Origin of the sequence: Sulfuricaulis sp., from assembly GCF_041499725.1 — a bacterium.
Lineage (GTDB): Bacteria > Pseudomonadota > Gammaproteobacteria > Acidiferrobacterales > Sulfurifustaceae > Sulfuricaulis.
Window position 1 is genome coordinate 26,190 of the sequence record NZ_JBGQKW010000006.1, and the last position, 25,685, is coordinate 51,874.

Here is a 25,685-nt window from a genome sequence, read left to right on the forward strand (position 1 = left end):
ACGATTAAGTTAAGGAGACAAAAAAATGAAACCCACATCTTTCCACAGATCATGTTTCGCTGCCTTGATTGCTGCAATCTTTGCGCTGCCGGCCTTCGCCGCCGAGCAAACAGACATAGGTCAGGCCGACCAGGCTACACTCGAAAAAGTGCACCCGACAAAGCCGCTGTACTCGCCTTACGCGGGCCGTAACTTTCCCACGCGCCCTTATTTCGGCGACACTCATCTGCACACTGCATTCTCCATGGACGCAGGAGCGTTCGGCGCGCGGCTTACGCCCCGCGATGCATACCGGTTCGCACGGGGAGAGGAAATAACCTCGAATACCGGTCAGCCGGTCAAGCTGTCCCGGCCGCTTGACTTTCTCGTTGTGTCGGATCATTCCGACGGGTTTGGGTTCTTCCCGCTGCTGATGAGTGGCGATCCGACGCTCATGGCGACCGAACAGGGAAAGAGATGGCACGACGAGATCAAAGGCGGTCAGGGTGCCAAGGCCGCGATCGATATCATTATCAGCTTCGGTCAGAACAAACTGCCCAATGGATTTCCGCTTCCGGGCACGAAGGCATACCGCTCGGCCTGGGAGGAGACCATCAAGGCCGCTGAGGCATACAACGACCCGGGCAGGTTCACAGCCTTCATCGGCTACGAGTGGACCTCGAACACCGGCGGCAACAACCTGCATCGAAATATCATCTTCCGCGAGAATGGCGACAAAGCCCGCCTCGTTGAGCCTTATACAACGCTGAAACCGCTCGGCAGTGACAACCCCGAGGACCTTTGGAAGTGGATGGCGGCCACGGAAGAGAAAACCGGCAGCGAAGTGCTTGCCATTGCCCACAATGGCAATTTGAGCAACGGCCTCATGTTCCCCATGGTCGAAGCCTTCGGCAAAAAGATTGATAAAAAGTATGCAGAAACGCGCGCTAAGTGGGAGCGGCTCTACGAGACCACCCAGACCAAGGGTACCGGCGAAGCGCATCCTTTCCTTTCACCTAATGACGAGTTCGCCAACTTCGAGATCTGGGACAAGGGCAACCTTGACGGCAGCGTGGCGAAAACGAAAGACATGCTCGAATACGAGTATGCCCGCTCGGCATTCAAGAACGGGCTTTTGCTCGAAGCAAAACTGGGTGTGAACCCATACAAGTTTGGTCTCATCGGAAGCAGCGACGCGCATACCGGCCTCTCTGCCCTGGAAGAAGAGAACTTTTTCGGCAAGACAGCGCCGCAGGAGCCAAGCCCGGAACGCATGCAGAAAGTGTTCATCAAGAATCCCAAGACCGGCATAACAGTGATGGACTGGGAGGTCGCTGCTTCTGGGTATGCAGCCGTGTGGGCAGTGGAGAACACACGCGGAGCGATCTTCGACGCCATGCAGCGCCGCGAGACCTACGCCACCACCGGCCCGCGCATGACGGTGCGTTTCTTCGGCGGTTGGGAGTTCGAGCCGGCTGACGCGAACAATCGCATGCCGGCAGCCATCGGCTACGGCAAGGGCGTTCCGATGGGCGGCGATCTGAGCAATGCTCCGAAGGGCAAGTCGCCCACGTTCCTGGCCGCCGCGCTGAAGGACCCCATCGGCGCGAATCTCGATCGCATCCAGATCATCAAGGGCTGGCTCGATAAGAACGGCAAGACGCAGGAGCGCATTTACGACGTGGCCGTATCAGGCGGCCGGACTATCGGCGCTGATGGCCGCAGTAAGACGCCGGTCGGTAGCACCGTGGACGTGGAGAACGCGACGTGGACCAATACCATCGGCGCGCCGGAACTGATCGCCGTCTGGAAGGACCCTGAATTCGACCCGGCGCAGCGGGCGTTCTACTACGTGCGTGTGATCGAGATCCCCACGCCGCGCTGGACCTCCTATGACGCGAAACGCTTCGGTGTAAAGCCTCTCCCGGGCACAACGATGACGCTCCAGGAGCGAGCCTACACGTCGCCGATTTGGTACACGCCGGGAAAGTGACAGGGAAGGGATAATGTGACGATGGTAGATAAGGATAATCGCGTACGGCGGCACCTACAAGGTGCCGCCGGTCAGGAAAGTGCAGTAAAGGAGATCAGCGCGCACCGATCCACATCCTAAAAACCGAGCCATTGTGTGTAGGACGCATCCTACGAAGATCGAAACATGGTATTTTGAGAAGTCTGCAAGGCAAGAGACAAGAAAAAATGGCTCAAGGAAAATCGCCAGGCAGCGTTAGCAATTCAGCAAAGCGCCGCATGGTTGCATGGGGCGGGGTCGTGGTGGCGATGATCGCTGTCGCCGTGGCTGTCGTGTGGTTTCATGATCGTGCGAATTCGGGGGTCGAGAGTCGGCAAAAGTCCGGACCGGGGGGCACCACCGCCAAATACATCGGCAGCGATGCGTGTCTATCGTGTCACACCGTCGAGGCAACCGAGTGGCGCCAGTCGCAGCATCACGCGGCCATGGCGGAAGCCAGCGAGCAAACCGTGCTCGGCAATTTCAATGATGCCAAGTTCACCTATGCCGGCATCACCAGCAAGTTCTTCAAGCGTGACGGCAAATTCTATGCGCGCACGGATGGTCCCGACGGAAAGCTGGCGGACTATCAAATCAAGTACACATACGGTGTCTATCCGTTGCAACAGTACCTCGTCGAGTTTCCGGATGGCCGGTTGCAACCGTTGTCGATCGCGTGGGACGCGCGCGCCAGGAAGGATCGTGGACAGCGCTGGTTCCACCTTTATCCCAAGGAGCGGATTACCCACGACGACGAGCTTCACTGGACGCGCGCCGCGCAAAACTGGAACTTCACGTGCGCCGACTGCCACTCGACCGAGTTGCGGAAAAATTACGATCCGGCCGCGAATCGATTTCAGACGCACTGGTCGGAGATCAACGTGGGTTGCGAAGCTTGTCACGGCCCCGGCTCGCGCCATCTGGCATGGGCAGAGGCGAAGAAAGCAGGCAAGTCCGCGGCGGCAGACGACACCATGGGCCTGAGCGCCCGTCTCGATGAACGCCGCGACGTCACGTGGGCTTTGAACACGGCGACCGGCAACCCGGCGCGCTCGCGCCCACGCGCCGCCGAGCGCGAGATCGAGGTGTGCGCGCAATGCCATTCGCGGCGCAGCCAGATTGCCGACGGTTACGAAGCCGGCAAGCCGTTCCTCGACTACTATCGTCCGGCGCTGCTCACGAGTCCGCTCTACCATGTCGATGGCCAACAGCGCGACGAGGTTTATAATTGGGGGTCGTTTCTGCAAAGCAAAATGTTCGCGAGCGGCGTCACGTGCAGCGACTGCCACAATCCTCACAGCGGAAAATTACGCGCCGAGGGAAGCGCCATTTGCGCCAGCTGTCATCTCCCGGTTAAGTACGATACGGCACAGCACCACCACCACAAGCCGGGCAGTGCCGGCGCCGCATGCACGGCTTGCCACATGCCGACCACGACTTACATGGTTGTCGACCCGCGGCACGATCACAGCATGCGCGTGCCGCGGCTGGATCTGTCCGTCAAACTCGGCGCGCCGAACGCCTGCAATGGCTGTCACGCCAACCGCGATGCGCGCTGGGCGGCGACGCAAGTGAACACATGGTATGGACACGACCCGCAGGGCTATCAACGCTTCGCCTCGGCGTTCGCCGCCGCCAACGCTGACGCACCGGGCGCGCAGGCGCAATTGCGCGCGATCGCCGGCGATTCCACGCAGCCGCCGATTGTCCGTGCTACGGCATTCGCCGAGATAAACGCGCCAACCAGCCGTACCGCGATCGAGGCTCTCGCGCAGGGCTTGCACGATTCGAATGCCCTGGTCCGGTTGGGGGCGCTGCAGTCGCTTGCCAACGCGCCGCTGGACGCGCGCGCGTCGTTGGCCGTGCCGCTCCTCTCCGACCCGGTGAGAGCGGTGCGTATCGAAGTGGCCAGCGTCCTTGCGGCGGTACCCGCGACGCAATTGAGCGCGGACGCCCGCGCTGCTTTTGATCACGCGGCCGGCGAGTATATTGAGAGCCAGCGCTACAATGCCGACCGGGCCGAGGCGCGCGTTAACCTCGGAACTTTCTACGCCAACCGGGGCGATGCGGCGAAAGCCGAAGCGGAGATCAAGGCCGCGATCGGTCTGGAGCCGCTCTACATCCCGGCGTATGTGAATCTCGCCGATGTGTACCGCGCCAGCGGCCGCGATGCGGATGGCGAGCGCATCCTGCGCGAGGGACTGAAGGTCGCGCCCAAGAGTGCGATCCTCCATTATGCGCTCGGATTGGCATTGGTGCGGATGAAGCATACAGACGCGGCGCTCGGCGAATTCGAGCGCGCGACGATGCTTGAACCGGGCAACGCGCGATTGGCGTATATCTACGCCGTGGCGCTGCACTCAACGGGCAAACCCGACACGGCGATTGCGAAACTTGAAAAAGTGCTGGTGGCCCATCCCTACGACCGTAATATTCTCGAAGCCTTGCTGAGCTTCCACGCAGAGCGGGGCGAGCGCGCGGCGGCACAGAAATACGCCGTGCGCCTGCAGGCACTCTCGGACAGAGACAATTAACCGTAATCAGCGAATATCCAAACCCCGACAACTAATAAGGGTTTTGATTCAGCCCGTTCGTGGTTAGCATGGTTTGACTGGCTCACCACAGGTTTCAACCCGTTCGTACTGAGCTTGTCGAAGTACGTGCGGACTCAGGACAGTCCTATCGAGCCGCGACCGCCGGCCATTGGACCTTGGTCTTATGGCCGGCGACCCTCCCATTTCAGACAATCCATTTCTAATTAAGTACGGTCATCTCGGCTTCCGTCGTGGACATGAAGAAGAACTGAAAGATCGTTTTCTCGCGATGAATGAGCCACAACACAAGAGGAGAAGCACCGCATGAGACACCAAAGAAAGACAAGCCTGGGGATAGCCGCGGCGGCTATCGTGCTAGGGTTTGCCGCATTTCCGGCAGGTCTGTTTGCCGCAGCCAATAAACAACCCAACATCCTGGTGATCTGGGGCGACGACATCGGCGGTTTCAACATCAGCGCCTACAACCAGGGCATGATGGGCTACAAGACGCCGAACATCGACCGCATTGCCAAAGAAGGGGCACTGTTCACCGACTGGTACGGCCAGCAGAGCTGCACCGCCGGACGCGCGGCCTTCATCACAGGGCAGTCGCCCATCCGCACTGGGCTCACCAAGGTCGGCCTGCCGGGCGCGCCCGAGGGTCTGAAGAAGGAGGACCCGACGATCGCGGATTTGCTCAAGGCCCACGGCTATGCCACCGGCCAGTTCGGCAAGAACCATCTCGGCGACCGGAACGAAAACTTTCCAACCGTGCACGGGTTCGACGAATTCTTCGGCAACTTCTATCACTTGAACGCCGAGGAGGAGCCAGAGAACGTGGACTACCCGAAGGATCCCAAGTTCAAAGCGATGTTCGGTCCGCGCGGCGTATACCACTGCTTTGCTACTGACAAGGACGACCCCACCGTAGACCCGCGTTTCGGCAAAGTGGGCAAACAGAAGTGCGAAGACACCGGCCCGCTCAACCTCAAGCGCATGGAGACGGTTGACGAAGAGATCACCGCCGGGGCGCTCAAGTTCATGGACAAGGCGCACAAGGACGGCAAGCCGTTCTTCGTCTGGTGGAACTCCACCCGCATGCACGTCTTCACGCACCTCAAGCCCGCATCGGTCGGCAAGACTGGCCTCGGCATCTATGCCGATGGCATGGTCGAGCACGACGGCATGGTCGGCCAGCTCCTCGACAAGCTCAAGGAGCTGGGCATCGAGGACAACACCATCGTGATGTACTCCACCGACAACGGCGCGGAGGTTTTCACCTGGCCTGACGGCGGCACCACCATGTTCCGCGGCGAGAAGAACACCAACTGGGAAGGCGGTTACCGCGTGCCGGCCGCGATCCGCTGGCCTGGCGTCATCAAGCCCGGCACGGTCATCAACGACATCGGCGCGCACGAAGATATGCTTCCGACGCTGCTGGCAGCGGCGGGAGACACCACCGTCAAAGAAGATCTGCTGAAGGGCCAAAAAGTCGGCGGCACGTCCTTCAAGGTCCATCTCGACGGCTACAATCTGCTGCCCGTGCTAAAGGGCGGCGGCGAATGGCCGCGCAAGGAGTTCCTGTACTGGACCGATGACGGCAGCGTCGCGGCGCTGCGCTACAACAACTGGAAGGTCACCTTCCTGAGGCAGGACGCCGATGGTATGCATGTCTGGACGCATCCCTTCGAGGAACTGCGCGCCCCCTCGCTCACCAACCTCCGCATGGACCCGTTCGAGCTGGCCGAGAGGGACATGACCATGGGCTACCAACGCTGGTGGGCCGAACGCATGTTCGTGTTCGCGCCCGCAGGGGCTTACGTCGCGCAATGGCTGCAGAGCTTCCGCGAGTTCCCGCCGCGCCAGAAGCCCGGCAGCTTCAACCTCGACAAGGTTATGGAAGCGGTGACCAAGCCACAGGGCAGCGGCAAGTAACGTCGCGCTGAATGAAAAGGTGAGTCAACATTGGGCCGCACCCGTCTCCCTGGCGGGTGTGACCCTAAGCACTCAAACACCGGAATGACACGACGATGAGAACCCTGCTCGTTGTGACCGCAGTGATTGAGGCGGCGACTGGCGCGGCATTGTCATTGTCGCCTCCGCTTCTTGCCTCGCTGCTGCTCGGCACGTCCCTCGACACGCCCGGAGGATTGGTAGTGGCTCGTATAGCCGGCGCGGCGCTGCTCGCGTTGGGAGTCGCCTGCTGGCTTGCGCGCGATGACGGACAAAGCCGTGCGGCTCACGGTGTGATCGCCGCGATGCTGCTCTACAACACCGTTACCGTCGCGGTCCTCGCTTATGCGGGCATGGGTTTGGGGCTCTCCGGCATTGGCCTCTGGCCGGCCGTTCTGCTTCACGCGGGTCTGGCGGTTTGGTGTATCGTGTGCCTTCGGACCAAGCGGGTGATCCAATCAACCACGGAAAGGAACTCAAAAAAATGATCCGCGATACACGGCAAACGTTTGTGAATAAGATCTATCGCAACGCGAGAGAAAATTTGCCGCTATGACCGACCTTGCTACACCCGGCGTGACGCTCCCTTCGTTGCCGGCCGGTTTTAAGCACCGGTTTCACGCGATGGTCAAACCGGCCGGCTCACTCTGCAACCTCGACTGCACTTACTGTTACTACCTGCACAAGCAGGGGCTGCTCCACCAGCCCCGCGCGCCGCGGATGGCCGATGAAATCCTTGAACAACACATCCGCCAATACATCGAGGCGCAGACCGGCGACGAGGTGGTGTTCAGCTGGCAGGGTGGCGAGCCGACGATACTCGGGCTGGAATTTTTCCGCAAAGTCGTTGCCCTGCAAGCCCGCTACAAGAAGCCCCAGCAGCGCATCGAGAACGATCTGCAGACCAACGGCACGCTGCTCGATGCCGAGTGGGCCGCGTTTCTCAAGCAGCACAACTTCCTCGTCGGCCTGAGCTGCGACGGCCCGAGGCGGTTGCATGACCAATACCGGGTCAGCAAGGGTGGCAAGCCGACGCATGACAAGGTCTTGGCTGCCGCGCGCCTGCTCAAGCGGTACGGCGTGCCGTTCAACGCGCTGTGCGTCGTCAATCGCGAAAACGCCAAGTACCCGCTCGACGTCTATCGGTTTCTGACCCGCGAGCTCGGCGCGTGGCGGGTGCAACTGATTCCGTGCGTCGAGCCGAAGGTCTTTTGCAACGTAGCGCCGCAACACTGGGATCACGCTCTCCTGCCGGTGGTCGGCACGCCTCAGGCCAGGCCGGGAGCGCCGGACTCGGTGGTCACCGATTGGTCGGTGGACCCGGACGACTGGGGAAAATTTCTGTGCAAGGTGTGGGATGACTGGTACGCGCGCGATTATGGCAAAGTGTACGTGGATTTATGCGAGACCGCGGTCGCGCAATCCTTGGGCATGGCAGGACAACGCTGCACGACGGCGGAGTTCTGCGGCAAAGGCATGGTGGTCGAGCACAACGGTGACGTATTCTCGTGCGACCACTACGTTTATCCCGAGTACCGGGTCGGCAACATCCGCGCGACGCATTGGGGAAACATGGCCTACTCCGAGCCGCAGAAGAAATTCGGCTTCGCCAAGCGCGACGCGCTGCCGCAGTACTGCCGGCAATGTCCGCACCTGAAACTATGCTGGGGCGAATGTCCCAAGAATCGGCTGGTGCGCACACCGGACGGCAAACCCGGGCTGAACTATCTGTGCCCGGGACTGAAAGTCTTCTACCAGCACATTCAGCGGGACATGCCGGAGATCCTGCGCCGCGTGCGGGTGGCAGAAGGACATTTTCCTAAGCGGGGGGCGGCGACGCTCCGGTAAGCGCAGCGAATACCCGCCAGCCGCGCGTGGATTCGACGAGTTCTGCTGTAATCTCCGCCACGCGCCGGTGGCGGTTACCGAGTTAGCAAGTAGGGCGCGTACCACGCGCCAAATCAGCTTTGCGAGGATGTTGCGCCGTACTAGGCGCGTGGTACGCGCCCTACATCAGATCAATCGTTCATTGCGCGCTTGACCTCGGCCGCAATTTTTGCCCCCATTTTTTTCTCCGCGATCGCCAGATCGTAGCGCGCCTGCAAATTGACCCAGAACCCTGCGCTGGTGCCGAAGAAATGCGCCAGCCGCAGCGCCGTTTCCGGGCTGATGCTGCGTTTGCCGTTGAGAATGTCGGTGATACGCCCCGACGGGACGCGCAGCGCCAGCGCGAGGCGGTTGGCAGAAAGATCGCGCGTCGTCAGTTCGCGTTTCAGGATACGGCCGGGATGGATAGGCACCATAAGCATTACCCTCTGTGATAGTCGATGATTTCTACGTCGTGGGCATCACCGTTTTTATAGCGAAAGCAGATACACCAGCGTGCATTAACGGTCATGGCCCATTGTCCCGCGCGGTCGCCCTTGAGCTTGTGCAGGCCGACGCTCTTGAGCGAGCTCAGGTCTTGCAGACTTTGCGCGGCATTGAGCGCGGCGAGCAAATCTTGGGCTCCCTCGACGCGTCACGTAGTATATCAAGCCACTATTCGTCGGCGCTGTTTATTACGGCAAGCCCAGCGGTTACCGAGTTAGACCAAAGTCCAATTCCTCAACCACTGCATCAGGAATAATCTGTCTTGGAGGACAGGATAACCTTTTTTAATGTTGCACGCTTTCCGAGGATCACGCCATGACGACAATGCCTGAGTGCAATCGTGTGAGTGTCTTCAGCGGTTCTCCCGTTGCGCGCATGAGTCGTCCGAGTACAGTGTTGTGGAAATGAGGAATATAGTAAAGGCAGTCATTCGCCTCCACCCGCAGGTTAAAGGAGTCTTTTATGAAGAAATATATTTCACTATTTTCAAGTATGCTACTGAGTTTAATGTTAACCGCCTGCGCTACACCGGCCACCCAAGTGGGCGACATGGAAATTCGTTCCGGCGTTATTCAATCAATCGTTCCCACTGAAATTCAAACCAGTCATCATCAAGGCGTTGGCGCGATTCTGGGCGCTCTGGGCGGCGCGGCTCTGGGTAGCCTGATTGGCCAGGGCACTGGCAGAGACGTGGCGATGGTTGCCGGCGCGATTGGCGGTGGTTATTTGGGAAATACCGAGCAGAAAAAGTATGATCAACCTTTAGCCGGTCAACAAATTATGGTGCGCATGAACAACGGTGTATTAGTCTCCGTGACGCAAGTGGCCAATCCAAACTTAAGGACTGGAATGAAAGTGTATATTGAAGGCACAGGTACGGATGCGCGCGTTGTGCAGCAATATTGAAAAATAAAGATGGCGCAGAGACGTTCTATATTCAGATTGCGCCCGTCGTCACGGCGCTAACACTGATCTCACAGCGCGAGGAGCTTGCCATGGCATATGAAATTGTCAGCATCGACGGTCCTGTCATACAGGTTCGTATTTCGGGAACCATGCAACTCGTCGATCAACAGGCGTTGCAGGCGGCCGCGAAGAAGCTGATCGCGCAGGGGATCAAGCCGCGTGTGCTCGTGAGCGCCGAGAACTTCCAGGGCTGGGAGAAAGGAGTTGACTGGGGCGACGTGAGCTTTCTGATGGATTTCGGCGATGGCATCGTCAAGATGGCGATTGTCGGCGACGAGAAGTGGAAAGAGCAGGTGTTCATGTTCACCGCCAAGGGCCTGCGCAAAACCGCGATCGAGTATTTTCCTCCCGCCGCGCTGGCGCAGGCGCTAGCGTGGGTGCGCGCATGAGCAGTGCCCGCAACCGCGTCGTTGGATCGGGTTCTTGAGTCCGCAGCCTGCGGCCTTGCCAGCCCCGGTGCTTGGGCAATGGCCGGGTAGGTGGTGGATAAGGTTGCCGATGTACTGGTCGTGTTCGTGATTGTCGTCGTCCTCATCGGCGCCATCTACCTGTTTTGGAAGCTGCGTGTTCTGCCCGATGCCATTGTCGAGATGCGCTATCGGGCCGGCGCACGCTGTCATTAGTCGGCCATTAGACCAAGGTCCAATGGCCAGTGACCCCCCCATCTCGGAAAATCCCCTGTTGCACGTACATGCGATGTCGGTGGCGGCCGCGTTCGGCCCGAACCCGGCAATCTTTGACAACGAAAGGTTCTCTAGTGAAGGAGGGGACATGCGTAAGACGACGTTCAACATAGTTGCGGCGGTCATAATGAGTGTGCTGGTCCTGAGTCTCGCCGGATGTGGAGGCGGCGGCGCCAAGTTACAAAGCGAAATCAACACGACGACCACAGGACAGCAACTCATGGACCTGAAGAAGGCACTTGATGCGGGCGCGATTACCCAGGACGAGTACGACAAACAGCGAAAGAAGATACTGGATAAATGAACAAGCGCTCCGTTCGAGACTATATGGACCGCGAGTCCAATGGGCCGGACCGGGACGGAAATATCCACGAATACCACGCGCGCACAAGAACTCATGGCTGCCGCGCTGGTGGTGGCGGCGAAAGGAGCGTTTGAGATTATCGGTATATGGCGATAAGAAGAAGAGTTATGAAGAGGAAAGCAGCAACCCTTCTCCGAAGGAAGGCTTTCTTGTCGAGCCTTGCTTTTGGCGCAGCGGTCATCCTCGCGGCCCCCGTCTCCACCCTGGCTCAGCAAATCACCGGCGTGCCGGGCTCGCCCAGCGCCACCACCACCCTCAGCGGCAAACAACTCCCGCCGCCCGACCCAAGGTTCGGTGGCGTGATCAAGGAGAAAGCCACGGAGTCCAAACCGTGGTGGCCGCCGCGTGTCGTTCCGCCCAAGGGCGCGCCCAACGTGTTGCTCATCATGACGGATGACCAGGGTTTCGGTGCACCAAGCACCTTCGGCGGCGTCATACCTACTCCTGCGATGGATCGCATCGCAAGGGCTGGACTGCGCTACACCAATTTCCACTCCACTGCGCTGTGCTCACCGACTCGGGCGGCACTGATCACGGGACGCAACCATCACTCGGTGGGTAACGGGGTGGTCGGCGAAATCGCGACGGGGTTCCCCGGTTATGACTCGATCATCCCGATTGATAAAGGCACCATCGGCACGACCCTTAGGGACAACGGTTACGCCACTTCGTGGTTCGGCAAGGACCACAACACGCCCTCCTATCAGTCGAGCCAGGCCGGGCCGTTCAATCAATGGCCGAACGGTATGGGCTTCGAATATTTTTACGGCTTTGTAGGAGGCGACGCCAACCAGTGGCAGCCGAACCTGTTCCGCAATACGACGGCCATCTACCCCTTCGATGGCAATCCCGGCTGGAACCTGGAGACGGCGATGGCCGACGAGGCGATCCAGTACATCAAGCAGATCAAGGAGATCGCGCCTGGCAAGCCTTGGTTCGTCTATTACGTGCCGGGCGCCACGCACGCGCCACATCATCCGACGCCTGAGTGGATCAAGAAGATCAGCGACATGCACTTGTTCGATGATGGGTGGAACAAAGTGCGCGATACCATCTTCAACAATCAGAAGCGATTGGGCATCATGCCAGCGAATGCTCAACTGACCCCTTGGCCGAAGGAACTGCCGACGTGGGATTCCCTCGGTTTGCTGGAGAAAAAACTCTTCGTCAGGCAGATGGACGTGTATGGGGCCTACCTGGCCTACGCCGACAATGAGATCGGACGAGTCATCCAGGCGGTCGAAGACCTCGGCCAACTCGACAACACCTTGATCATCTACATCGGTGGCGACAACGGCGCGAGTGCCGAAGGCATGCTCAACGGCACGCCGAATGAGTTCACCTACTTCAATGGTATTCCCGTGCCGGTCAAGGCCCAGTACCTCTGGTACCCGTTCTGGGGGTCTGACAAGACCTTCCCGCATTATGCGGCAGAATGGGCGTGGGCGATGGACACGCCGTTCAAGTGGGTGAAGCAGGTGCCGTCGCACTTCGGCGGGACGACTCAGGGCGTGGCCATGTCGTGGCCCGGCCACATCAAGGACATGGGTGGCATCCGCCGCCAGTTTAGCCATGTCATCGACATCGTACCGACCATCCTCGAAGCGACCGGCATCCCGGCGCCCGATAGGATCAACGGCATCAAGCAAAAGCCGATTGAAGGCGTGAGCATGGTGTACACGTGGGACAAGAAGAACGCCAACTCCCCGACCCGGCACAACACGCAATACTTCGAGATGCTCGGCAATCGCGCCATCTATCACGATGGGTGGATAGCAGCCACGACGCCGGCGACTCTCCCGTGGCAACCGAGCAGCGCCCCGCCTCCGGATATTATGACCGGGTACAAATGGGAACTCTATAACGTCAAGGAGGACCCCACCGAGTTCAACGACCTGGCCGCCAAGATGCCGGAGAAGGTCAAGCAGATGCAGGCCCTCTTCTATACCGAGGCGAAGAAGTACAACGTGTTGCCGCTCGACAACACGACGCTCCCGCGCTGGAATACGCCGCGCCCTAGCCTGACGGCGGGACAAACGGTGTTCACCTACTCGGGCGAACTGATCGGCACGCCGCCCAGCGCTGCGCCGGATATTCTGAACAAGTCTTACACCATCACGGCCGAGGTTACGATTCCCGAGGGTGGTGCGGAAGGCATGATCGTTACCGAGGGCGGCCGCATCGGCGGCTATGGCCTGTTCCTGAGCAAGGGTGTGGCGGGCATACGTAGCGGCAAGCCGGTGTTCCTCTACAACTTTCTTAACCTCAAACGCACGACATGGTCAGGGCCCGAGTTGGGCGCCGGCAAGCACACTATCGTGTTCAACTTCAAATCCGATGGTCCGGGCCTGGCCAAAGGCGGGACGGGCGTGCTCTACGTGGACGGCAAGGAAGTGGACAGAAACTCCATGGAACACACCATCCCGATCACATTTCCCGAGGACGAATCGTTCGACGTTGGCGATGACACGCGCACCGGCGTAGCGATGCTGCAGTTTCGCTACGATGTGCCGTTCAAGTTCACCGGCAAGATCGACAAGCTGACCTTCAAGCTCGAACCCTTCAAGCCGGTGCCTAAGGCAGCATCGGGGGCAAAGGCAGAACTGGCGCCTATGGAAGCACCGGAGCCGGATCCTATTGAAGAACCGAAGCAGCGCTAGCCGCTTCCAGCCATTGCCATTTTAGGGTCGCCAGCGCGAATGAATGAGTGATATTGGGGCAATGAAAAAGGTGTTGATTTTCGCCGCTGTCGGCGAAGCCGCTACCGGATTGGCGTTGCTGATTGTTCCGTCGCTCGTCGGGCGGTTGTTGTTGGGTGAGGAACTTACCGGCGTCGCCATACCGGTGGCGCGCGTGGCCGGCATCGCTCTGATCGCACTGGGGGTCGCTTGCTGGCCGGGCACGCCGCTGGTCGGCATGTTGACCTACAGCGCGGCCGTCACGCTGTATCTCGCCTACCTCGGCTTCGCGGGCGGCATGAACGGCATACTGTTGTGGCCGGTGGTTGTCCTGCACGGGATTCTGACGGCACTTTTGATTCGGGCATCAACAGTCTCCCGTTTGCCCTGAGCTTTTCGAAGGGTGAACGGGAATTGCCGTAAATTGGAGGCGATTCGTCCGCTCATGGTTCGACAGGCTCACCACGAGCGGACTTAACCAGAGCTTCCCTAACTGTGAAATGAGGTTTCCAGTGAAATCATGTCACTACATCGTACCGCGTCTGTTTGTCCCAATAGAGGTTGAGCGAGGCGGCTTAAGGCGCTTGATAACCCCGTTGCTGCTCGCGGCAGCCCTGACATTCGCCCCTTGGCCCGTGTTGGCGGAGGACATGCTGTTTGACCAGCTGCAGCAACTGCAGGGCAAGACCCGGGTCGACCGTAACCTGTTTGTATCGAACGTCATGCAGTTGACGGACGCGGAGGCCAAGAACTTCTGGCCGGTGTATGTGACCTATCTGGAAGGTCTCGAGCAGATCAACCGGAATTTCTCGGAGATCATCCAGAGCTACGCCTTCGCCCTGCGTTCCAACTCGTTCACCGAAGACACAGCCAAGCAGCTTACGGACAAGTTCCTCGCCGCGCAGGAAGGGGAGATCAAGCTGCGAAAATCCTACGCGGTCAATCTTGCCAAGGTAGTGCCGGGCAAGACGGTGGCGCGCGCGTTGCAACTGGAAAACAAGATCCGCGCGGTCGCCTGGTACGGCTTGGCGAGCCAGATTCCATTGGTGAAGCAGTGAACGGAACCCGCGGCGGCTCCGCGCAACCATGGACAACCAGGGCCGGAACACGCCGCGAGGCGGTTCGGGCCTCATCAACCGCTGAACCGTGGCGATAATCCGCAGTGCCGCGCCGATTTAGCCGGCAGGACTCGTATTAGACCAAGGTCCAATTCCGCACGCGTGGCGTGAGGAATAATGTTTGTCGTCAGGTCGGTACCCACAACCGTTAATCGAATGAGGACTTCACCATGATGAACTCGTATGCACGCGCCTTAACCGTTGTCGCCATCGCCATCGCCATGCCATTTGCGGCCAATGCGAGCGACACGCTGGTCAAAAAGGAAAATTACTCCGGATTTCTGAAGGACTACTCGCAGCTCAAGGAAGAGAAAGACGCCAAAGGAGACAAGGTGATGCGCTACCTTAGTCCGAAACTCACCTCCGGCCAGTATCATCAGGTGATGATTGATCAAGTCGAGTTTTATCCGGCGCCCAAAGCGGACAAGAGCGTCGACTCGGCGACCCTGTACCAGATCCGGGATTACTACGATCAAGAGTTGCGTAAGAAGGTTGGCGCGCAGGTCCCGGTCGTGACTCAGGCCGGTCCCGATGTGGTTCGTTTGCGCGTGGTAATCACCGCGGTGAAGTCCGAGACGGCAGCGCTCAAGGCCTATCAATACATTCCGTTTGCGCTGCTTGTCCAGGGCATCAAGGGGGCCGCCGGGGCGCGCGCCAAGGATGCGGAGCTATATACCGAGATGGATGTCCTCGACAGCCAATCGGGCCAGCGGATTGGCGCGGTCGTGAAGAAGGGCATCGGTACCGAGGTGAAAGAGGTGAAAAAGGGGGCCGAGAAGGGCGAGAAGATGGTGGCCCTCGATAATGTGAAGCCTATTTTGGACAATTGGGCCCAGCTCGTGGCAGATTTCGCCGGCAAGAATCTGGGCGCGCATTAACCGGGCGCGCTGTATTCGGTCCGGGTCACCGTCCGGAATTGCGGTTGCGGCGACATCTCGTGGCGGACAAGATCCAGTCCGCGCTTGCACGTACACCTGTTTCCAACAGGTGTACGCCAGAAAAATGCGCGTTACGCTTGCGTCCACAATGTCGCCCTGGGCTCGGCCGCAGATCAACAAAGTTCCCGACGTCTTCGCCGCCGCCCAGCATGCCATGCTTCCGACCGCGAGCTGCTCTACGCGATGACCGCCATGAATCGCGACACCGAAGAGAACGAACCGGCAACCGATGCAGAAACGAGAAGGCACGAGCTTGAGGCGCGACATTCAAGCATGACCGCGGAGGCCAATAGTAGGAGCGCATGAAGACTGTCATCGACTTCGTAAGAACAACCCTGACCGGGGGGCTGTTGATCATCCTCCCGGTGGTTGTGATCGTGGTTCTGATCAGGCACGGGGTGGCGGCGATACACCCGCTGCTCGAGCCGGTCATGTCGCGCCTGCCGGACGACATACCGTTTCCGCGCCTGATCGCGCTGACGCTCGAATCGCTCGTGGTGATTCTGGGCTGCTTTGCGGTCGGGCTCAGCGTCAGGACACCGATCGGCCGGCGACTTGCGCGCACCGTCGAGGCAAGTGTGTTCGAGAAGGTGCCGGGTTACGCGCTGCTGCGCAGCATCACGCGACGCGCGGCGGGCGAGGAGGAAGACATCCGCTACAAGGTAGCGCTGGTGGAAATCGAGGGCGGGCTGGCGCCGTCGTTCATCATCGAGGAGCACCCAGACGGTCGCTACACGGTATTCGTCCCCGACGTCCCCACGCCGACTTCGGGGTCCATCTACATTTTCCCGCGCGAGCTGGTGCATATCGTGGACGTCTCCTTTGGTCAGGCGATTCGCTGCATGACCAAGCTGGGCGCGGGTTCGGAAGACCTGTTGCAGGCGATGCGGCGTTCTTGACCGTCAGGTGTATGCCGACGTACCGTGCACGAAAGGCGGATTGCCTGTGGAGGGGTAGCGCACGGGCCATAGCGGCGGTGTTCGCCGCCTCGAACCTGGCGACGGGGTCGCCCGGTGCGCCGGCGCGATACGACCAAGGTCCAATTCCGGCGCGTGTACGACGGCTGTAATGTGCAGTAGCGCTTCCTGGTAACGCCGACCTCGGCGGGCTGGGATGCCGACACCAAGGAGATTGTATGGTAAGCGCGTTCGTCTCGATGGTGGTTCTGTCGCTTACGATGCTCGCCGGAGCGCCAGTGGCATTCGCAGCCGAGATCGGTGCAGCGGTCCCGACCGCCGCACCGTCCGTAGCCGGCGCGGCGACGTACGCGCGCGCGGCGGTCACGCTGGACGGTGAAGTGCTGTTCCGCGTGCGCGGTATCGAGGCCTTCCCGGCCGAGGAGCGCGCGCAGAGCGTGAGCGAACGCATCCGCGTCATCGCGGCGGATGCCTCGATCCCCGTCGAGTCGTTGCGCACCGCCGACCTCGCGGATCGGACGAATCTCCTCGCTGGCGAGCAGTTGATCATGAGCGTGCTGGACTCGGATGCCGCGCTCGAGGGCGTGCGGCGCCAGGTGCTCGCGGAGGTTCAGCATAAGCGTATCGCGCGGGCCATCGAAACTTATAGGCACGACCGCATCCCGCGCGTGCTGCTGATTGACACGGCCTATGCGCTCGGCGCGACGCTGGCGTTCGCGCTGCTGGTGTTCGGTTTCCGACGCGGGTTCCCCCGGCTCGATGCGGTCGTTGAGCGGCGCTTCCAGTCACGGATCGAAGGCTTGCAGGCCCAGTCCCACCAGATCATTTTGGCGGGACAGGTGTGGAAGTCGGTGCGCGGTCTGCTCCAGGGCCTGCACGTGCTCGCGGTGCTGGTGGCCGCCTATCTGTATGCGAACTTCGTCCTCGGACTGTATCCGTGGACCCGCCCGTTCGCAGGGTCGCTGCTGGCGATATTCATCGATCCGCTGCGCACCATGGGTACGGGGTTGCTCGGCGCCATGCCGGGTCTGGTGTTCGTGGCGATCCTGGCGATTGTGACACGCTATATCCTGAGGCTCATGCGGCTGTTCTTCACCGGCATCGAGCAGGGCACGATTGCACCCAGGAGTTTCGAGCGCGAATGGGCCATGCCAACATACAAAGTCGTGCGCCTGTTCATCATCGCGCTCGCGCTGGTGGTGGCCTATCCACATATCCCCGGGTCGAACTCGGAGGCATTCAAAGGCGTATCGATCCTGATCGGCGTGATCTTCTCGCTGGGATCGTCGTCGTTCATCGCCAACCTGATTGCGGGCTATTCCGTACTTTACCGCCGTGCGTTCAAAGTGGGCGATCGCATCCGGGTCAACGATATCACCGGCGACGTGACCGAAATCCGGCTCATGGTGACGCACCTGCGCACCATCAAGAACGAGGAGATCACTGTCCCGAATTCACTGATCGTCGGCAGTCACGTTGTCAACTACAGCAGGCTCGCGCGCTCGCACGGGCTGATCCTGCACACCACCGTCGGGATCGGCTACGAGACGCCCTGGCGCCAGGTCGAGGCGATGCTGCAGCTCGCCGCTGAGCGCACGCCCGGGCTGCTTCGAGAACCCGTGCCGTTCGTACTGCAGAAGTTGCTAGGTGACTTTGCCGTGACGTATGAGCTCAATGTCTATTGCGACGACCCGCACACCATGGCGCTGCTCTACACGGCGCTGCACCAGAACATCCTCGACGTGTTCAACGAATACGGCGTGCAGATTATGACGCCGGCTTACGAGGCGGACCCGACGCAGGCAAAGGTCGTGTCGCGTGAGCAGTGGTACGCCGCGCCGGCGCGCCCGCCCGAGCCCGGCGCCGGGACGGCTCGATAAAGTTAAGGATGGGAAGGATCCCGGGCTCCAGCTGTGGTTCGACAAGACCTGGGGGCCAAGTGAAATCGAGTTAGTGAAATGACCAACGATAAGGACGCAACGATGAAAACTACGCTTACACAAAATCTCCGCGCCGTGGCGTTGCTCGCCGCACTCGCCGCCGCGCCTGCGCACGGCAAGGAATGCAAAGGCGTCAACTTCCCAGACCAAACGCAGGCTGGAGGAACCGCGCTGGTGCTCAACGGCCTTGGTCTGCGCCAGGCGACGGCCTTCAAGGTCAACGTCTATGTCGCCGCGCTGTACGTGGCGCAGACCTCCACCGATGCGAACGCGATCCTCGCATCCAACACTCGCAAGGAGCTTATCCTTCAGTTCCTGCGCGATGTCGACGGCGCCGACTTGAGCAAGGGTTGGCAGGAGGGTTTTGACAATAACGCCAAGGCCCAATTGCCCGCGCTCAAGGAACGGATCGAGAAGCTCAAGGGTTGGATGGCGGATATGAAGACCGGACAGCGGCTGACCTTCGTTGCCAAGCCGGGCGCGGGCATCGAGGTGAATGTGAATGGAACGGTCAAAGGCACCATCGAAGGGGATGACTTCGCGAAGGCGTTCCTTTCGATCTGGCTGGGCGCCACGCCGCCGAACCCGAGCCTGAAGGCCGGACTGCTCGGTGGCGACTGCGGCTAAGCGCTGCCAATGCGGTCTTTTCGATTCGGCCGGTTGGTTATTGCGAGCCCCGACGATCCCGATCCGCCGTGCGGCGCGCGGCGCAAATATATGCGGAAAAGCTCAGATAAACCGGCAGTGCGCAATCTAGGAGAAACCGGCGGAAAATTCCATTTTGTCAGGCACTTTAGCAAGGTGGTTGCCGTGTTAGACCAAAGTCCAATTCCTGACCCACTGCAGCAGGGATAGGCTGTCGTGGAGGACAGGCTTGCTTCTTTTCATCTTGCACACTTTTACGAGGACCACACCATGATGACATCGCTCACGCGTACCCTGACGGTTTTTGCCGTCGCCATCGCCATCGCCATGCCATTTGCGGCCAATGCGAGCGACACGCTGGTCAAAAAAGAACAATACTCCGGATTCCTAAAGGACTACTCGCAGCTCAAGGAAGAGAAAGACGCGAAAGGAGACAAGGTGATGCGTTACATCAGTCCGAAACTGACCTCCGGCAAATATAGCAAGGTCATGATCGATCGCGTCGAGTTTTATCCGGCACCCCATCCGGACAAGAACGTCGACTCGGCGACCCTGGATCAGATCAGGGATTATTTCGATCAGGCGTTGCGCCAGAAGATCGGCGAGAAGACCACAGTCGTGGACCAGGCGGGTCCCGGCGTGGTGCGTATGCGTGTGGCGCTCACCGCGGTGGCGGCCGAGACGGCGGCGCTCAAGGCCTATCAATACATTCCGATTGCGCTGATTGTCCAGGGCGTCAAGGGGGCGGCCGGGGCGCGCGCCAAGAATGCGGAGCTATGCACCGAGCTCGAGGTGCTCGACAGCCAATCGGGCGAGCGGATTGGCGCGGTCGTTAAGAAGGGTACCGGTACCGAGGTGAAAAAGGTGAAAGAGGGGGAAGATAAGGGCGAGAAGATGGTGGCCCTCGATAATGTGAAGCCTATTCTAGACAATTGGGCTCAGCTCGCGGCGGATTTCGCCGGCAAGAATCTGCGTCCGCGTTAACCGGCCACTCCGTCGCCCGTCCTGTGTGAGCGGCACGTTGCATAACGGCAGTTTGATTGCCGATGGAGCGAGACAATGTCTGAGCGCAATCGTGCGAGCGTCTGAGGCGGTCCTTCCGCGGCGCGCATGAAGCCCCCGGCGACGTTCTTCAAACGTTTCGCCAGGCTCGCCGGCATTGTATTCGTGGGGCTGCTCCTGTTGGGCATAGCCGGTTGGGGGGTGCTGGCTCTCTATTACTTCGACCACGAGAGCCTTGCCCTGCGGACAGGGCTCGCCACCGCGTTTGCCCTGGCTTCCCTGATCGCGTTCGTCGGGTTCGCGCTGCCGCGGTGGCGTTGGCGCGTGCTCGCGGTTTACCTCGTGCTGTTTGCGGCGCTGCTGTCCTGGTGGAGCAGCCTCGCGCCGTCCAACGACCGCGACTGGCAGCCGGATGTCGCGATCCTGCCGTACGCCATCATCGACGGCGACCGGGTCACGGTGCACAACATCCGCAACTTCGTCTACCGGACCGAAACCGATTTCACTCCCGCGTACTACGATAAGACCTTCGACCTGCGCAAGCTCGATGGAGTGGACCTCATCGCTTCCTACTGGATGGGGCCGGCCATTGCCCATATTTTCCTGAGTTTCGACTTCCAAGGCGGGGATCATCTCGCCATCTCCATCGAGACACGCAAGGAGCGCGGTGAGGGCTATTCGACAGTGAAAGGATTTTTCAGGCAGTACGAACTCTATTATGTGGTGGCCGACGAGCGCGACGTTATCCGTTTGCGCACCAACTACCGCAAAGATCCGCCGGAGGATGTCTACGTCTATCGCGTGAACGGTTCGGCCGAGAAAGGACGCCGCGTGTTTCTCCAGTACATCGAGGAAATCAACGCACTCAAGGACCGGCCGGAATGGTACAACACGCTCACCACCAACTGCACCACCGCGATCTGGATGCATACCCGTATCAACCCGGGTCACCCGCCCCTTTCCTGGAAGGTCCTGGCGAGCGGCTACGTGCCCGAATATCTGTACGAGATCGGGAGGCTCGACAGCAGCCTGCCGTTCGCCGCGCTCCAGCGCCGCGCGCACGTCAACACACGCGCCCAGGCGGCGGACAAGGCCGCGGATTTCTCCCGGCAAATCCGCGCGGGATTGCCGGGAGCACAGTTATCTGCTTCCCCATAGACGCATCGAGGCGTCTTTGAGAAACTGCAAGAGCACGATGGAAGCACACAAGACAAAAATGAAGCCCTACTCGCTGCGCTCGTTCGTCCTGACATTAAGGAGTGTTCTCTGCCACTAACAATTGCCATCGGCGCAGGTTATAGGAATCGTTGGGCGATTGGGCTCTTGGCTCTGGCGCTGGCGGTCCTGTTCGTGTTGCCGGCACTGGCTGTCAACGCGGCGGATGAATCTACCGCCGCCCGGCGGCCGCGCATCGGTCTCGTGCTGGGCGGCGGGGGTGCACGCGGGGGCGCGCACGTGGGGGTGCTGAAGGTGCTGGAGGAGTTGCGCATTCCCGTTGATTACGTCGTCGGCACCAGCATGGGCTCCATCGTCGGCGGCCTTTATGCCTCCGGTATGAATTCGGAGGAGATAGAACGCGAAATGCGGGCGATGGACTGGAAAGACCTGTTCCAGGACGATCCCAATCGCGCGGACCGATCTTTCCGCCGCAAGAGCGACGACTACAACTACGCATTCAAGGCCATGCTGGGTTTCAACGACGGCAAGATCGATATCCCGCTCGCCTATATCCGCGGTCAGAAGTTCGACCTGGCACTCAACCGGCTCACTCTGCCCGTGGTTGAAGTGAAGGACTTCAATCGCCTGCCCATTCCCTACCGGGCCGTGGCCGCCGACATCGAGACCGGCAAACCGGTTGTGTTGGCAAAGGGCAACCTCAGCAAGTCCATCCGCGCCAGCATGGCGGTGCCGGCGGCGTTCGATCCGGTGGAGATCGATGGCCGGTTGCTGGTGGACGGCGGCATTGCCAACAACGTGCCCGTGAACGTGGCGCGCGACATGGGCGCCGAGGTTCTGATCGTGGTGGACGTGGGCAGCGGACTTTTCAGCCGCAAGGAAATCACCAGCGCGCTGAGCGTCACCGGACAGCTCGCCAACTACCTGTTCACCCTTAATTCCGAGCAGCAGCTGAAGACTCTGAGGCCGCGTGACGTCCTCATTCGCCCGTCGCTTGGAGACATCGGCGGTGGCGACTTCGAACGAGTGACTGAGACCTTCCCGATCGGCGAGCGCAGCGCGCGAGATGCGATCGACGCCTTGCGACGCTATTCCCTCAGCCCGCAGGATTATGCGCGGTTTCGCGCGCAGCACGCGCGCCCCCGGCAGGAGGCGCCGGTGATCGATTTGGTGCGCATCGACAATCACTCCCGGGTCGGTGACGCCGTCATTGCCGAGCGCATCTCGGCCAAGCCGGGTCAGCCGCTCGACATGGAACGACTGGAGCAGGACATCGGCCAGATCTACGGGCTCGAGATATTCGAGTCCGTACGCTACGACGTGGTGCGCGAGGACGGCAAGAACGTCCTGGTGATCAGCGTCACGGAGAAGCACTGGGGTCCGGGCTACCTCCAGTTCGGACTCGCCACTGCCAATAACTTTAAGGGTGAGAGTACATTCAAGGCAGGCGTCCTTTATACGCGCACCGAGATCAACGCGCTCAACGGAGAATGGCGCCTGGGTGGGCAAGTGGGCGATGAACCGGGCATTTTCACGGAGCTGTACCAGCCTCTCGATCCGCTGTCCCGCTACTTCGCAACCGGCAAGGTCGGCTACGAAAAAACGAACGAGGATGTTTTCGATAACGATGGTAACCGGCTTTCCCGCTATCTGCTGGCCAGCACCAAGTTGGAACTGGCGGCAGGCCGGGATTTCGGCACTTGGGGCGAAGGCAGGCTCGGCTACTATCGGGCAAGCGGCACGGCCGAGGTCACAGTCGGTGCGCCGGCGCCGGACATAGACGTGGACCTGGGCTATGTTTTCCTGAGGTTATCCGATGACAGGGTGGACAGCGTCAATTTTCCCCGCACGGGCCATTTCGGCAGGGCCGAGTACCGCGTCTCGCGCGATGGGTACGGTGCCAGCACGGATTACGATCAGGCTATTTTGGACTTTCTTCATGCCTTTACCTGGGGTCGTAATACCGTGGTTGGCAGGATTTCTGGCTTCAGCACGCTGGACGGCACCGCGCCCCTGGGAGCGCGGGTTCGGCTGGGCGGCTTCCTGCGTCTCTCCGGATTGCAGGAGGGCCAATTGAGTGGCCAGGACGCGGGACTGATCACACTAGCCTACTATCGTCGTATCAATGACATTCAGTTATTCAAGTCCTACCTCGGCGTAACCCTCGAGCGCGGCAACGTGTGGCAGGATTCGAAAGATGTTTCCTACAACAACGCCATCACCGCCGGCAGCGTGTTCCTGGGAGTGGATACCCCGATCGGACCCTTCTATCTCGCTTACGGTCGCGCGGACACGGGTGATCACAGCTTCTACCTCTATCTGGGACCGCGCTTCACTTTCTGAAAGCGACGAAAGTAATCTTCAGGAGGGGCATGCGACTGCCTGCCGTGGTCGCCGTCATCTGTTCGAGTCCGAATCGGTCGGTTATTCAGGCCACTTGGTTAGACCAAGGTCCAATACCTCAACCGCAGTCTGGGTGCTAACTTTTTTATTTCCGGATCAACCGGACTAGGGAATTGAGCCATGAAACCGGCAAAGTTGAGCGTGAAATTTCAATGCGGCGTCTTCGGTGTCGCGTTGGTCATCGCGGCAATCGCCGCCCAGGCCGATGAGAACGCAACCGAATTGGCGAAGAAGGCGCAGAACCCGGTGGCCGATATGATCAGCCTGCCATTTCAATACAACGCCAACTTCAATAGCGGACCGCTGAACAAGACCCAGGAAGTGCTCAACATCCAGCCGGTTTACCCCGTGCATCTCAATGCCGATTGGAACCTCATCACCCGTACGATCATTCCTATAATCTCGCAACCCGCATTCGTGCAAAACCAGGACAGCACGACCGGCTTGGGCGACATCCAGTTTTCGGCTTTTCTCTCGCCGGTCAAACCGACCGCTGGCGGCTGGATCTGGGGGGCGGGCGCGATCGCGCAGTTCGACACCGCCAACAACGATCGACTCGGACAAGGTAAAACCGGGCTCGGCCCCACGGCGGTGCTGCTGAAGATCGATGGACACTGGGTTTACGGCGGGCTCGTTAATAATATCTGGTCGGTGTCGGGTGGCTATCGTCCTGCCGTGAACCAATTCCTGCTTCAACCCTTTATCAACTACAACTATCCGCAACACCCCGGGCGTTACCTGACGTTCTCGCCGATCATCACCGCTAATTGGAAGGCCGCCGACAGCGGCAACGAATGGACCGTGCCGCTGGGGCTGGGCATCGGCCAGATCTTCAGAATCGGCAAACAGCCCGTCAATGCCCAGGTGTCAGCGTACTACAACGTCGAGCGTCCCGATAACGCGCCGAACTGGCAGTTGCGGCTGCAACTCGCGTTCCTTTTTCCGAAGTGACATGAACGCGTCGCCGCTATTTCCCATCCGTTGACGGTAACACGCGCCCACCGTAAGCGGAGTCCACGGCGCATGGATGCTTCACGTGTCGACCACGGCAGCACACCAAACATTGGACCAAGGTCCAATATCCCGGTGTTTCTGATACCGACACAATAGTGTGCACGGTTAATGTTGGATGTCGATGTCTGGTTTCGCATCCGTAGATAACACTATATATACGGATTGCAAACGGTCTGCGCAGTTGTAGACCATCATTACATACTATTTTTTAGAGGATCCGAGCCATGAACAAACACAAACAAGCCTTTTCGCCCACGCTGACGTTTTCGTCACTGCTGGTCGCCACGGTCACGGCGTTTTCCGCACAGGCGGCGATGTCGCCGGGATATAGCTACGACGCGAGCGGCAAAGTCGAGCACGACAGCGGCGGAAAATGTATTCTGACATCCGCCTGGAATAAAGATAACGCCACCAAGGAGTGTCACCCCGAGTTGTTCCCCGAGCCGAAGGTTGTCGCACCCGCGCCTGCACCCGCACCGGTGGTTGCGCCCGCACCCGAGCCTGCACCCGTAGTGGTGGCGCCGACCCCGAAAGTAATGGTGTTCGAGGCGGCGGCACTGTTTGCCGTCAACAAGTCAAATCTGACGCCTGCGGGAGAGCAGAAGATCAAGGAGTACCGCGAACAGACGCGAGCGGAGATGAGCGAAGCCAAGACGGTGAAAATTACCGGCCACACGGACAGCTCCGGCACGCCCGAATACAACCAGAAGCTGTCGGTACGGCGCGCCGAAGCGGTACGCGATTACCTGATCAGTATCGGCGCCGATGCCAGCAAGATGGAGGTGGCCGGAATGGGCGAAGACAAGCCGATTGCCGATAACAAGACAGCCAAAGGCCGCGCGCAGAATCGCCGCGTCGAGGTTGAAGTGATCGGCTATGCGAAGTAAGGGAAGCTTTTCCGCGTCGTTGCCGGCTTTGGCCTGAGCCTTCCCGTGTTCCGTGTGCGCGAGGGGACTACTCGGTCTCCCTCGCGCCTTAGGGATGCGGTGCA

23 protein-coding genes are annotated in these 25,685 nt (G+C 60.0%); 21 read left to right on the top strand and 2 right to left on the bottom strand.

Features of this window, described 5'->3' with window-relative positions; translation table 11 throughout:
- Positions 1–25 precede the first annotated feature (25 nt).
- From ACC569_RS02170 to ACC569_RS02190, 5 genes are all read left to right on the top strand, one after another.
- The gene (locus tag ACC569_RS02170) at positions 26–1,972 is read left to right on the top strand and encodes a DUF3604 domain-containing protein (RefSeq protein ID WP_372521853.1); all 1,947 of its coding nucleotides are present in this window, start codon (positions 26–28) and stop codon (positions 1,970–1,972) included.
- A 206-nt stretch (positions 1,973–2,178) separates the two neighbouring features.
- Entirely contained in the window at positions 2,179–4,524 is a 2,346-nt protein-coding gene (locus ACC569_RS02175; RefSeq protein WP_372521854.1) for a multiheme c-type cytochrome, read from the top strand.
- 324 nt (positions 4,525–4,848) lie between these two features.
- Positions 4,849–6,459 (top strand): arylsulfatase, encoded by a 1,611-nt coding sequence (locus ACC569_RS02180; RefSeq protein ID WP_372521855.1) that lies wholly within the window; start codon positions 4,849–4,851, stop codon positions 6,457–6,459.
- A 113-nt stretch (positions 6,460–6,572) separates the two neighbouring features.
- Positions 6,573–6,965, top strand: a complete 393-nt coding sequence (locus ACC569_RS02185; RefSeq protein ID WP_372521856.1) for a hypothetical protein — start codon at positions 6,573–6,575, stop codon at positions 6,963–6,965.
- Positions 6,966–7,029: 64 nt separating this feature from the next.
- Positions 7,030–8,325: an anaerobic sulfatase maturase gene (locus ACC569_RS02190; protein ID WP_372521857.1), complete on the top strand. Its 1,296-nt coding sequence runs from the start codon at positions 7,030–7,032 to the stop codon at positions 8,323–8,325.
- 170 nt (positions 8,326–8,495) lie between these two features.
- On the opposite strand, the gene ACC569_RS02195 is transcribed toward ACC569_RS02190, so the two are convergent.
- Complete coding sequence (locus tag ACC569_RS02195) at positions 8,496–8,780, bottom strand: HigA family addiction module antitoxin (RefSeq protein WP_372521858.1); 285 nt, start codon at positions 8,778–8,780, stop codon at positions 8,496–8,498.
- A 5-nt stretch (positions 8,781–8,785) separates the two neighbouring features.
- Positions 8,786–8,977, bottom strand: coding sequence for a type II toxin-antitoxin system RelE/ParE family toxin (locus ACC569_RS02200; protein ID WP_372521859.1), 192 nt, complete (start codon positions 8,975–8,977; stop codon positions 8,786–8,788).
- A gap of 335 nt (positions 8,978–9,312) precedes the next feature.
- On the opposite strand from ACC569_RS02200, the gene ACC569_RS02205 reads away from it, so the two are divergent.
- From ACC569_RS02205 to ACC569_RS02280, 16 genes are all read left to right on the top strand, one after another.
- Positions 9,313–9,756 carry a glycine zipper 2TM domain-containing protein gene (locus tag ACC569_RS02205; protein WP_372521860.1) on the top strand — a complete coding sequence of 148 codons (444 nt, stop codon included), beginning with the start codon at positions 9,313–9,315 and terminating at the stop codon, positions 9,754–9,756.
- Between the two features lie 89 nt (positions 9,757–9,845).
- Positions 9,846–10,205, top strand: coding sequence for an STAS/SEC14 domain-containing protein (locus ACC569_RS02210; protein WP_372521861.1), 360 nt, complete (start codon positions 9,846–9,848; stop codon positions 10,203–10,205).
- A 93-nt stretch (positions 10,206–10,298) separates the two neighbouring features.
- Complete coding sequence (locus tag ACC569_RS02215) at positions 10,299–10,439, top strand: hypothetical protein (protein WP_372521862.1); 141 nt, start codon at positions 10,299–10,301, stop codon at positions 10,437–10,439.
- 22 nt (positions 10,440–10,461) lie between these two features.
- Positions 10,462–10,803 carry an SHOCT domain-containing protein gene (locus ACC569_RS02220; protein ID WP_372521863.1) on the top strand — a complete coding sequence of 114 codons (342 nt, stop codon included), beginning with the start codon at positions 10,462–10,464 and terminating at the stop codon, positions 10,801–10,803.
- 167 nt (positions 10,804–10,970) lie between these two features.
- A complete protein-coding gene (locus tag ACC569_RS02225) occupies positions 10,971–13,523 on the top strand; it encodes an arylsulfatase (protein WP_372521864.1) in 2,553 nt (850 codons plus the stop codon).
- Between the two features lie 61 nt (positions 13,524–13,584).
- Positions 13,585–13,932, top strand: a complete 348-nt coding sequence (locus tag ACC569_RS02230) for a hypothetical protein (RefSeq protein ID WP_372521865.1) — start codon at positions 13,585–13,587, stop codon at positions 13,930–13,932.
- A gap of 193 nt (positions 13,933–14,125) precedes the next feature.
- Positions 14,126–14,599 carry a hypothetical protein gene (locus ACC569_RS02235; protein WP_372521866.1) on the top strand — a complete coding sequence of 158 codons (474 nt, stop codon included), beginning with the start codon at positions 14,126–14,128 and terminating at the stop codon, positions 14,597–14,599.
- Positions 14,600–14,829: 230 nt separating this feature from the next.
- On the top strand, positions 14,830–15,537 hold the full coding sequence (locus ACC569_RS02240) for a DUF3313 domain-containing protein (RefSeq protein ID WP_372521867.1): 708 nt from the start codon (positions 14,830–14,832) through the stop codon (positions 15,535–15,537).
- Positions 15,538–15,899: 362 nt separating this feature from the next.
- The gene (locus ACC569_RS02245; protein WP_372521868.1) at positions 15,900–16,496 is read left to right on the top strand and encodes a DUF502 domain-containing protein; all 597 of its coding nucleotides are present in this window, start codon (positions 15,900–15,902) and stop codon (positions 16,494–16,496) included.
- 236 nt (positions 16,497–16,732) lie between these two features.
- Positions 16,733–18,394: a mechanosensitive ion channel family protein gene (locus ACC569_RS02250; RefSeq protein WP_372521869.1), complete on the top strand. Its 1,662-nt coding sequence runs from the start codon at positions 16,733–16,735 to the stop codon at positions 18,392–18,394.
- 102 nt (positions 18,395–18,496) lie between these two features.
- Positions 18,497–19,081, top strand: a complete 585-nt coding sequence (locus ACC569_RS02255) for a chalcone isomerase family protein (RefSeq protein WP_372521870.1) — start codon at positions 18,497–18,499, stop codon at positions 19,079–19,081.
- Between the two features lie 288 nt (positions 19,082–19,369).
- Positions 19,370–20,083 carry a DUF3313 domain-containing protein gene (locus ACC569_RS02260; RefSeq protein WP_372521871.1) on the top strand — a complete coding sequence of 238 codons (714 nt, stop codon included), beginning with the start codon at positions 19,370–19,372 and terminating at the stop codon, positions 20,081–20,083.
- A 126-nt stretch (positions 20,084–20,209) separates the two neighbouring features.
- Positions 20,210–21,259, top strand: coding sequence for a DUF4105 domain-containing protein (locus ACC569_RS02265; protein ID WP_372521872.1), 1,050 nt, complete (start codon positions 20,210–20,212; stop codon positions 21,257–21,259).
- Between the two features lie 165 nt (positions 21,260–21,424).
- A complete protein-coding gene (locus ACC569_RS02270; RefSeq protein ID WP_372521873.1) occupies positions 21,425–23,620 on the top strand; it encodes a patatin-like phospholipase family protein in 2,196 nt (731 codons plus the stop codon).
- Positions 23,621–23,800: 180 nt separating this feature from the next.
- Positions 23,801–24,631 (top strand): neuromedin U, encoded by an 831-nt coding sequence (locus ACC569_RS02275; protein ID WP_372521874.1) that lies wholly within the window; start codon positions 23,801–23,803, stop codon positions 24,629–24,631.
- Between the two features lie 287 nt (positions 24,632–24,918).
- Positions 24,919–25,581, top strand: a complete 663-nt coding sequence (locus ACC569_RS02280) for an OmpA family protein (RefSeq protein WP_372521875.1) — start codon at positions 24,919–24,921, stop codon at positions 25,579–25,581.
- Positions 25,582–25,685: the final 104 nt, after the last annotated feature.

Bases quoted from the DNA above. Each gene is read 5' to 3' on its own strand.
- ACC569_RS02180 (WP_372521855.1), top strand. From the start codon at position 4,849: ATGAGACACCAAAGAAAGACAAGCCTGGGGATAGCCGCGGCGGCTATC.
- ACC569_RS02255 (WP_372521870.1), top strand. From the start codon at position 18,497: ATGAAAACTACGCTTACACAAAATCTCCGCGCCGTGGCGTTGCTCGCC.
- ACC569_RS02170 (WP_372521853.1), top strand. From the start codon at position 26: ATGAAACCCACATCTTTCCACAGATCATGTTTCGCTGCCTTGATTGCT.
- ACC569_RS02195 (WP_372521858.1), bottom strand. From the start codon at position 8,780: ATGGTGCCTATCCATCCCGGCCGTATCCTGAAACGCGAACTGACGACG.
- ACC569_RS02280 (WP_372521875.1), top strand. From the start codon at position 24,919: ATGAACAAACACAAACAAGCCTTTTCGCCCACGCTGACGTTTTCGTCA.
- ACC569_RS02245 (WP_372521868.1), top strand. From the start codon at position 15,900: ATGAAGACTGTCATCGACTTCGTAAGAACAACCCTGACCGGGGGGCTG.
- ACC569_RS02175 (WP_372521854.1), top strand. From the start codon at position 2,179: ATGGCTCAAGGAAAATCGCCAGGCAGCGTTAGCAATTCAGCAAAGCGC.
- ACC569_RS02205 (WP_372521860.1), top strand. From the start codon at position 9,313: ATGAAGAAATATATTTCACTATTTTCAAGTATGCTACTGAGTTTAATG.
- ACC569_RS02210 (WP_372521861.1), top strand. From the start codon at position 9,846: ATGGCATATGAAATTGTCAGCATCGACGGTCCTGTCATACAGGTTCGT.
- ACC569_RS02225 (WP_372521864.1), top strand. From the start codon at position 10,971: ATGAAGAGGAAAGCAGCAACCCTTCTCCGAAGGAAGGCTTTCTTGTCG.
- ACC569_RS02260 (WP_372521871.1), top strand. From the start codon at position 19,370: ATGATGACATCGCTCACGCGTACCCTGACGGTTTTTGCCGTCGCCATC.
- ACC569_RS02230 (WP_372521865.1), top strand. From the start codon at position 13,585: ATGAAAAAGGTGTTGATTTTCGCCGCTGTCGGCGAAGCCGCTACCGGA.
- ACC569_RS02220 (WP_372521863.1), top strand. From the start codon at position 10,462: ATGGCCAGTGACCCCCCCATCTCGGAAAATCCCCTGTTGCACGTACAT.
- ACC569_RS02240 (WP_372521867.1), top strand. From the start codon at position 14,830: ATGATGAACTCGTATGCACGCGCCTTAACCGTTGTCGCCATCGCCATC.
- ACC569_RS02250 (WP_372521869.1), top strand. From the start codon at position 16,733: ATGGTAAGCGCGTTCGTCTCGATGGTGGTTCTGTCGCTTACGATGCTC.
- ACC569_RS02275 (WP_372521874.1), top strand. From the start codon at position 23,801: ATGAAACCGGCAAAGTTGAGCGTGAAATTTCAATGCGGCGTCTTCGGT.
- ACC569_RS02265 (WP_372521872.1), top strand. From the start codon at position 20,210: ATGAAGCCCCCGGCGACGTTCTTCAAACGTTTCGCCAGGCTCGCCGGC.
- ACC569_RS02190 (WP_372521857.1), top strand. From the start codon at position 7,030: ATGACCGACCTTGCTACACCCGGCGTGACGCTCCCTTCGTTGCCGGCC.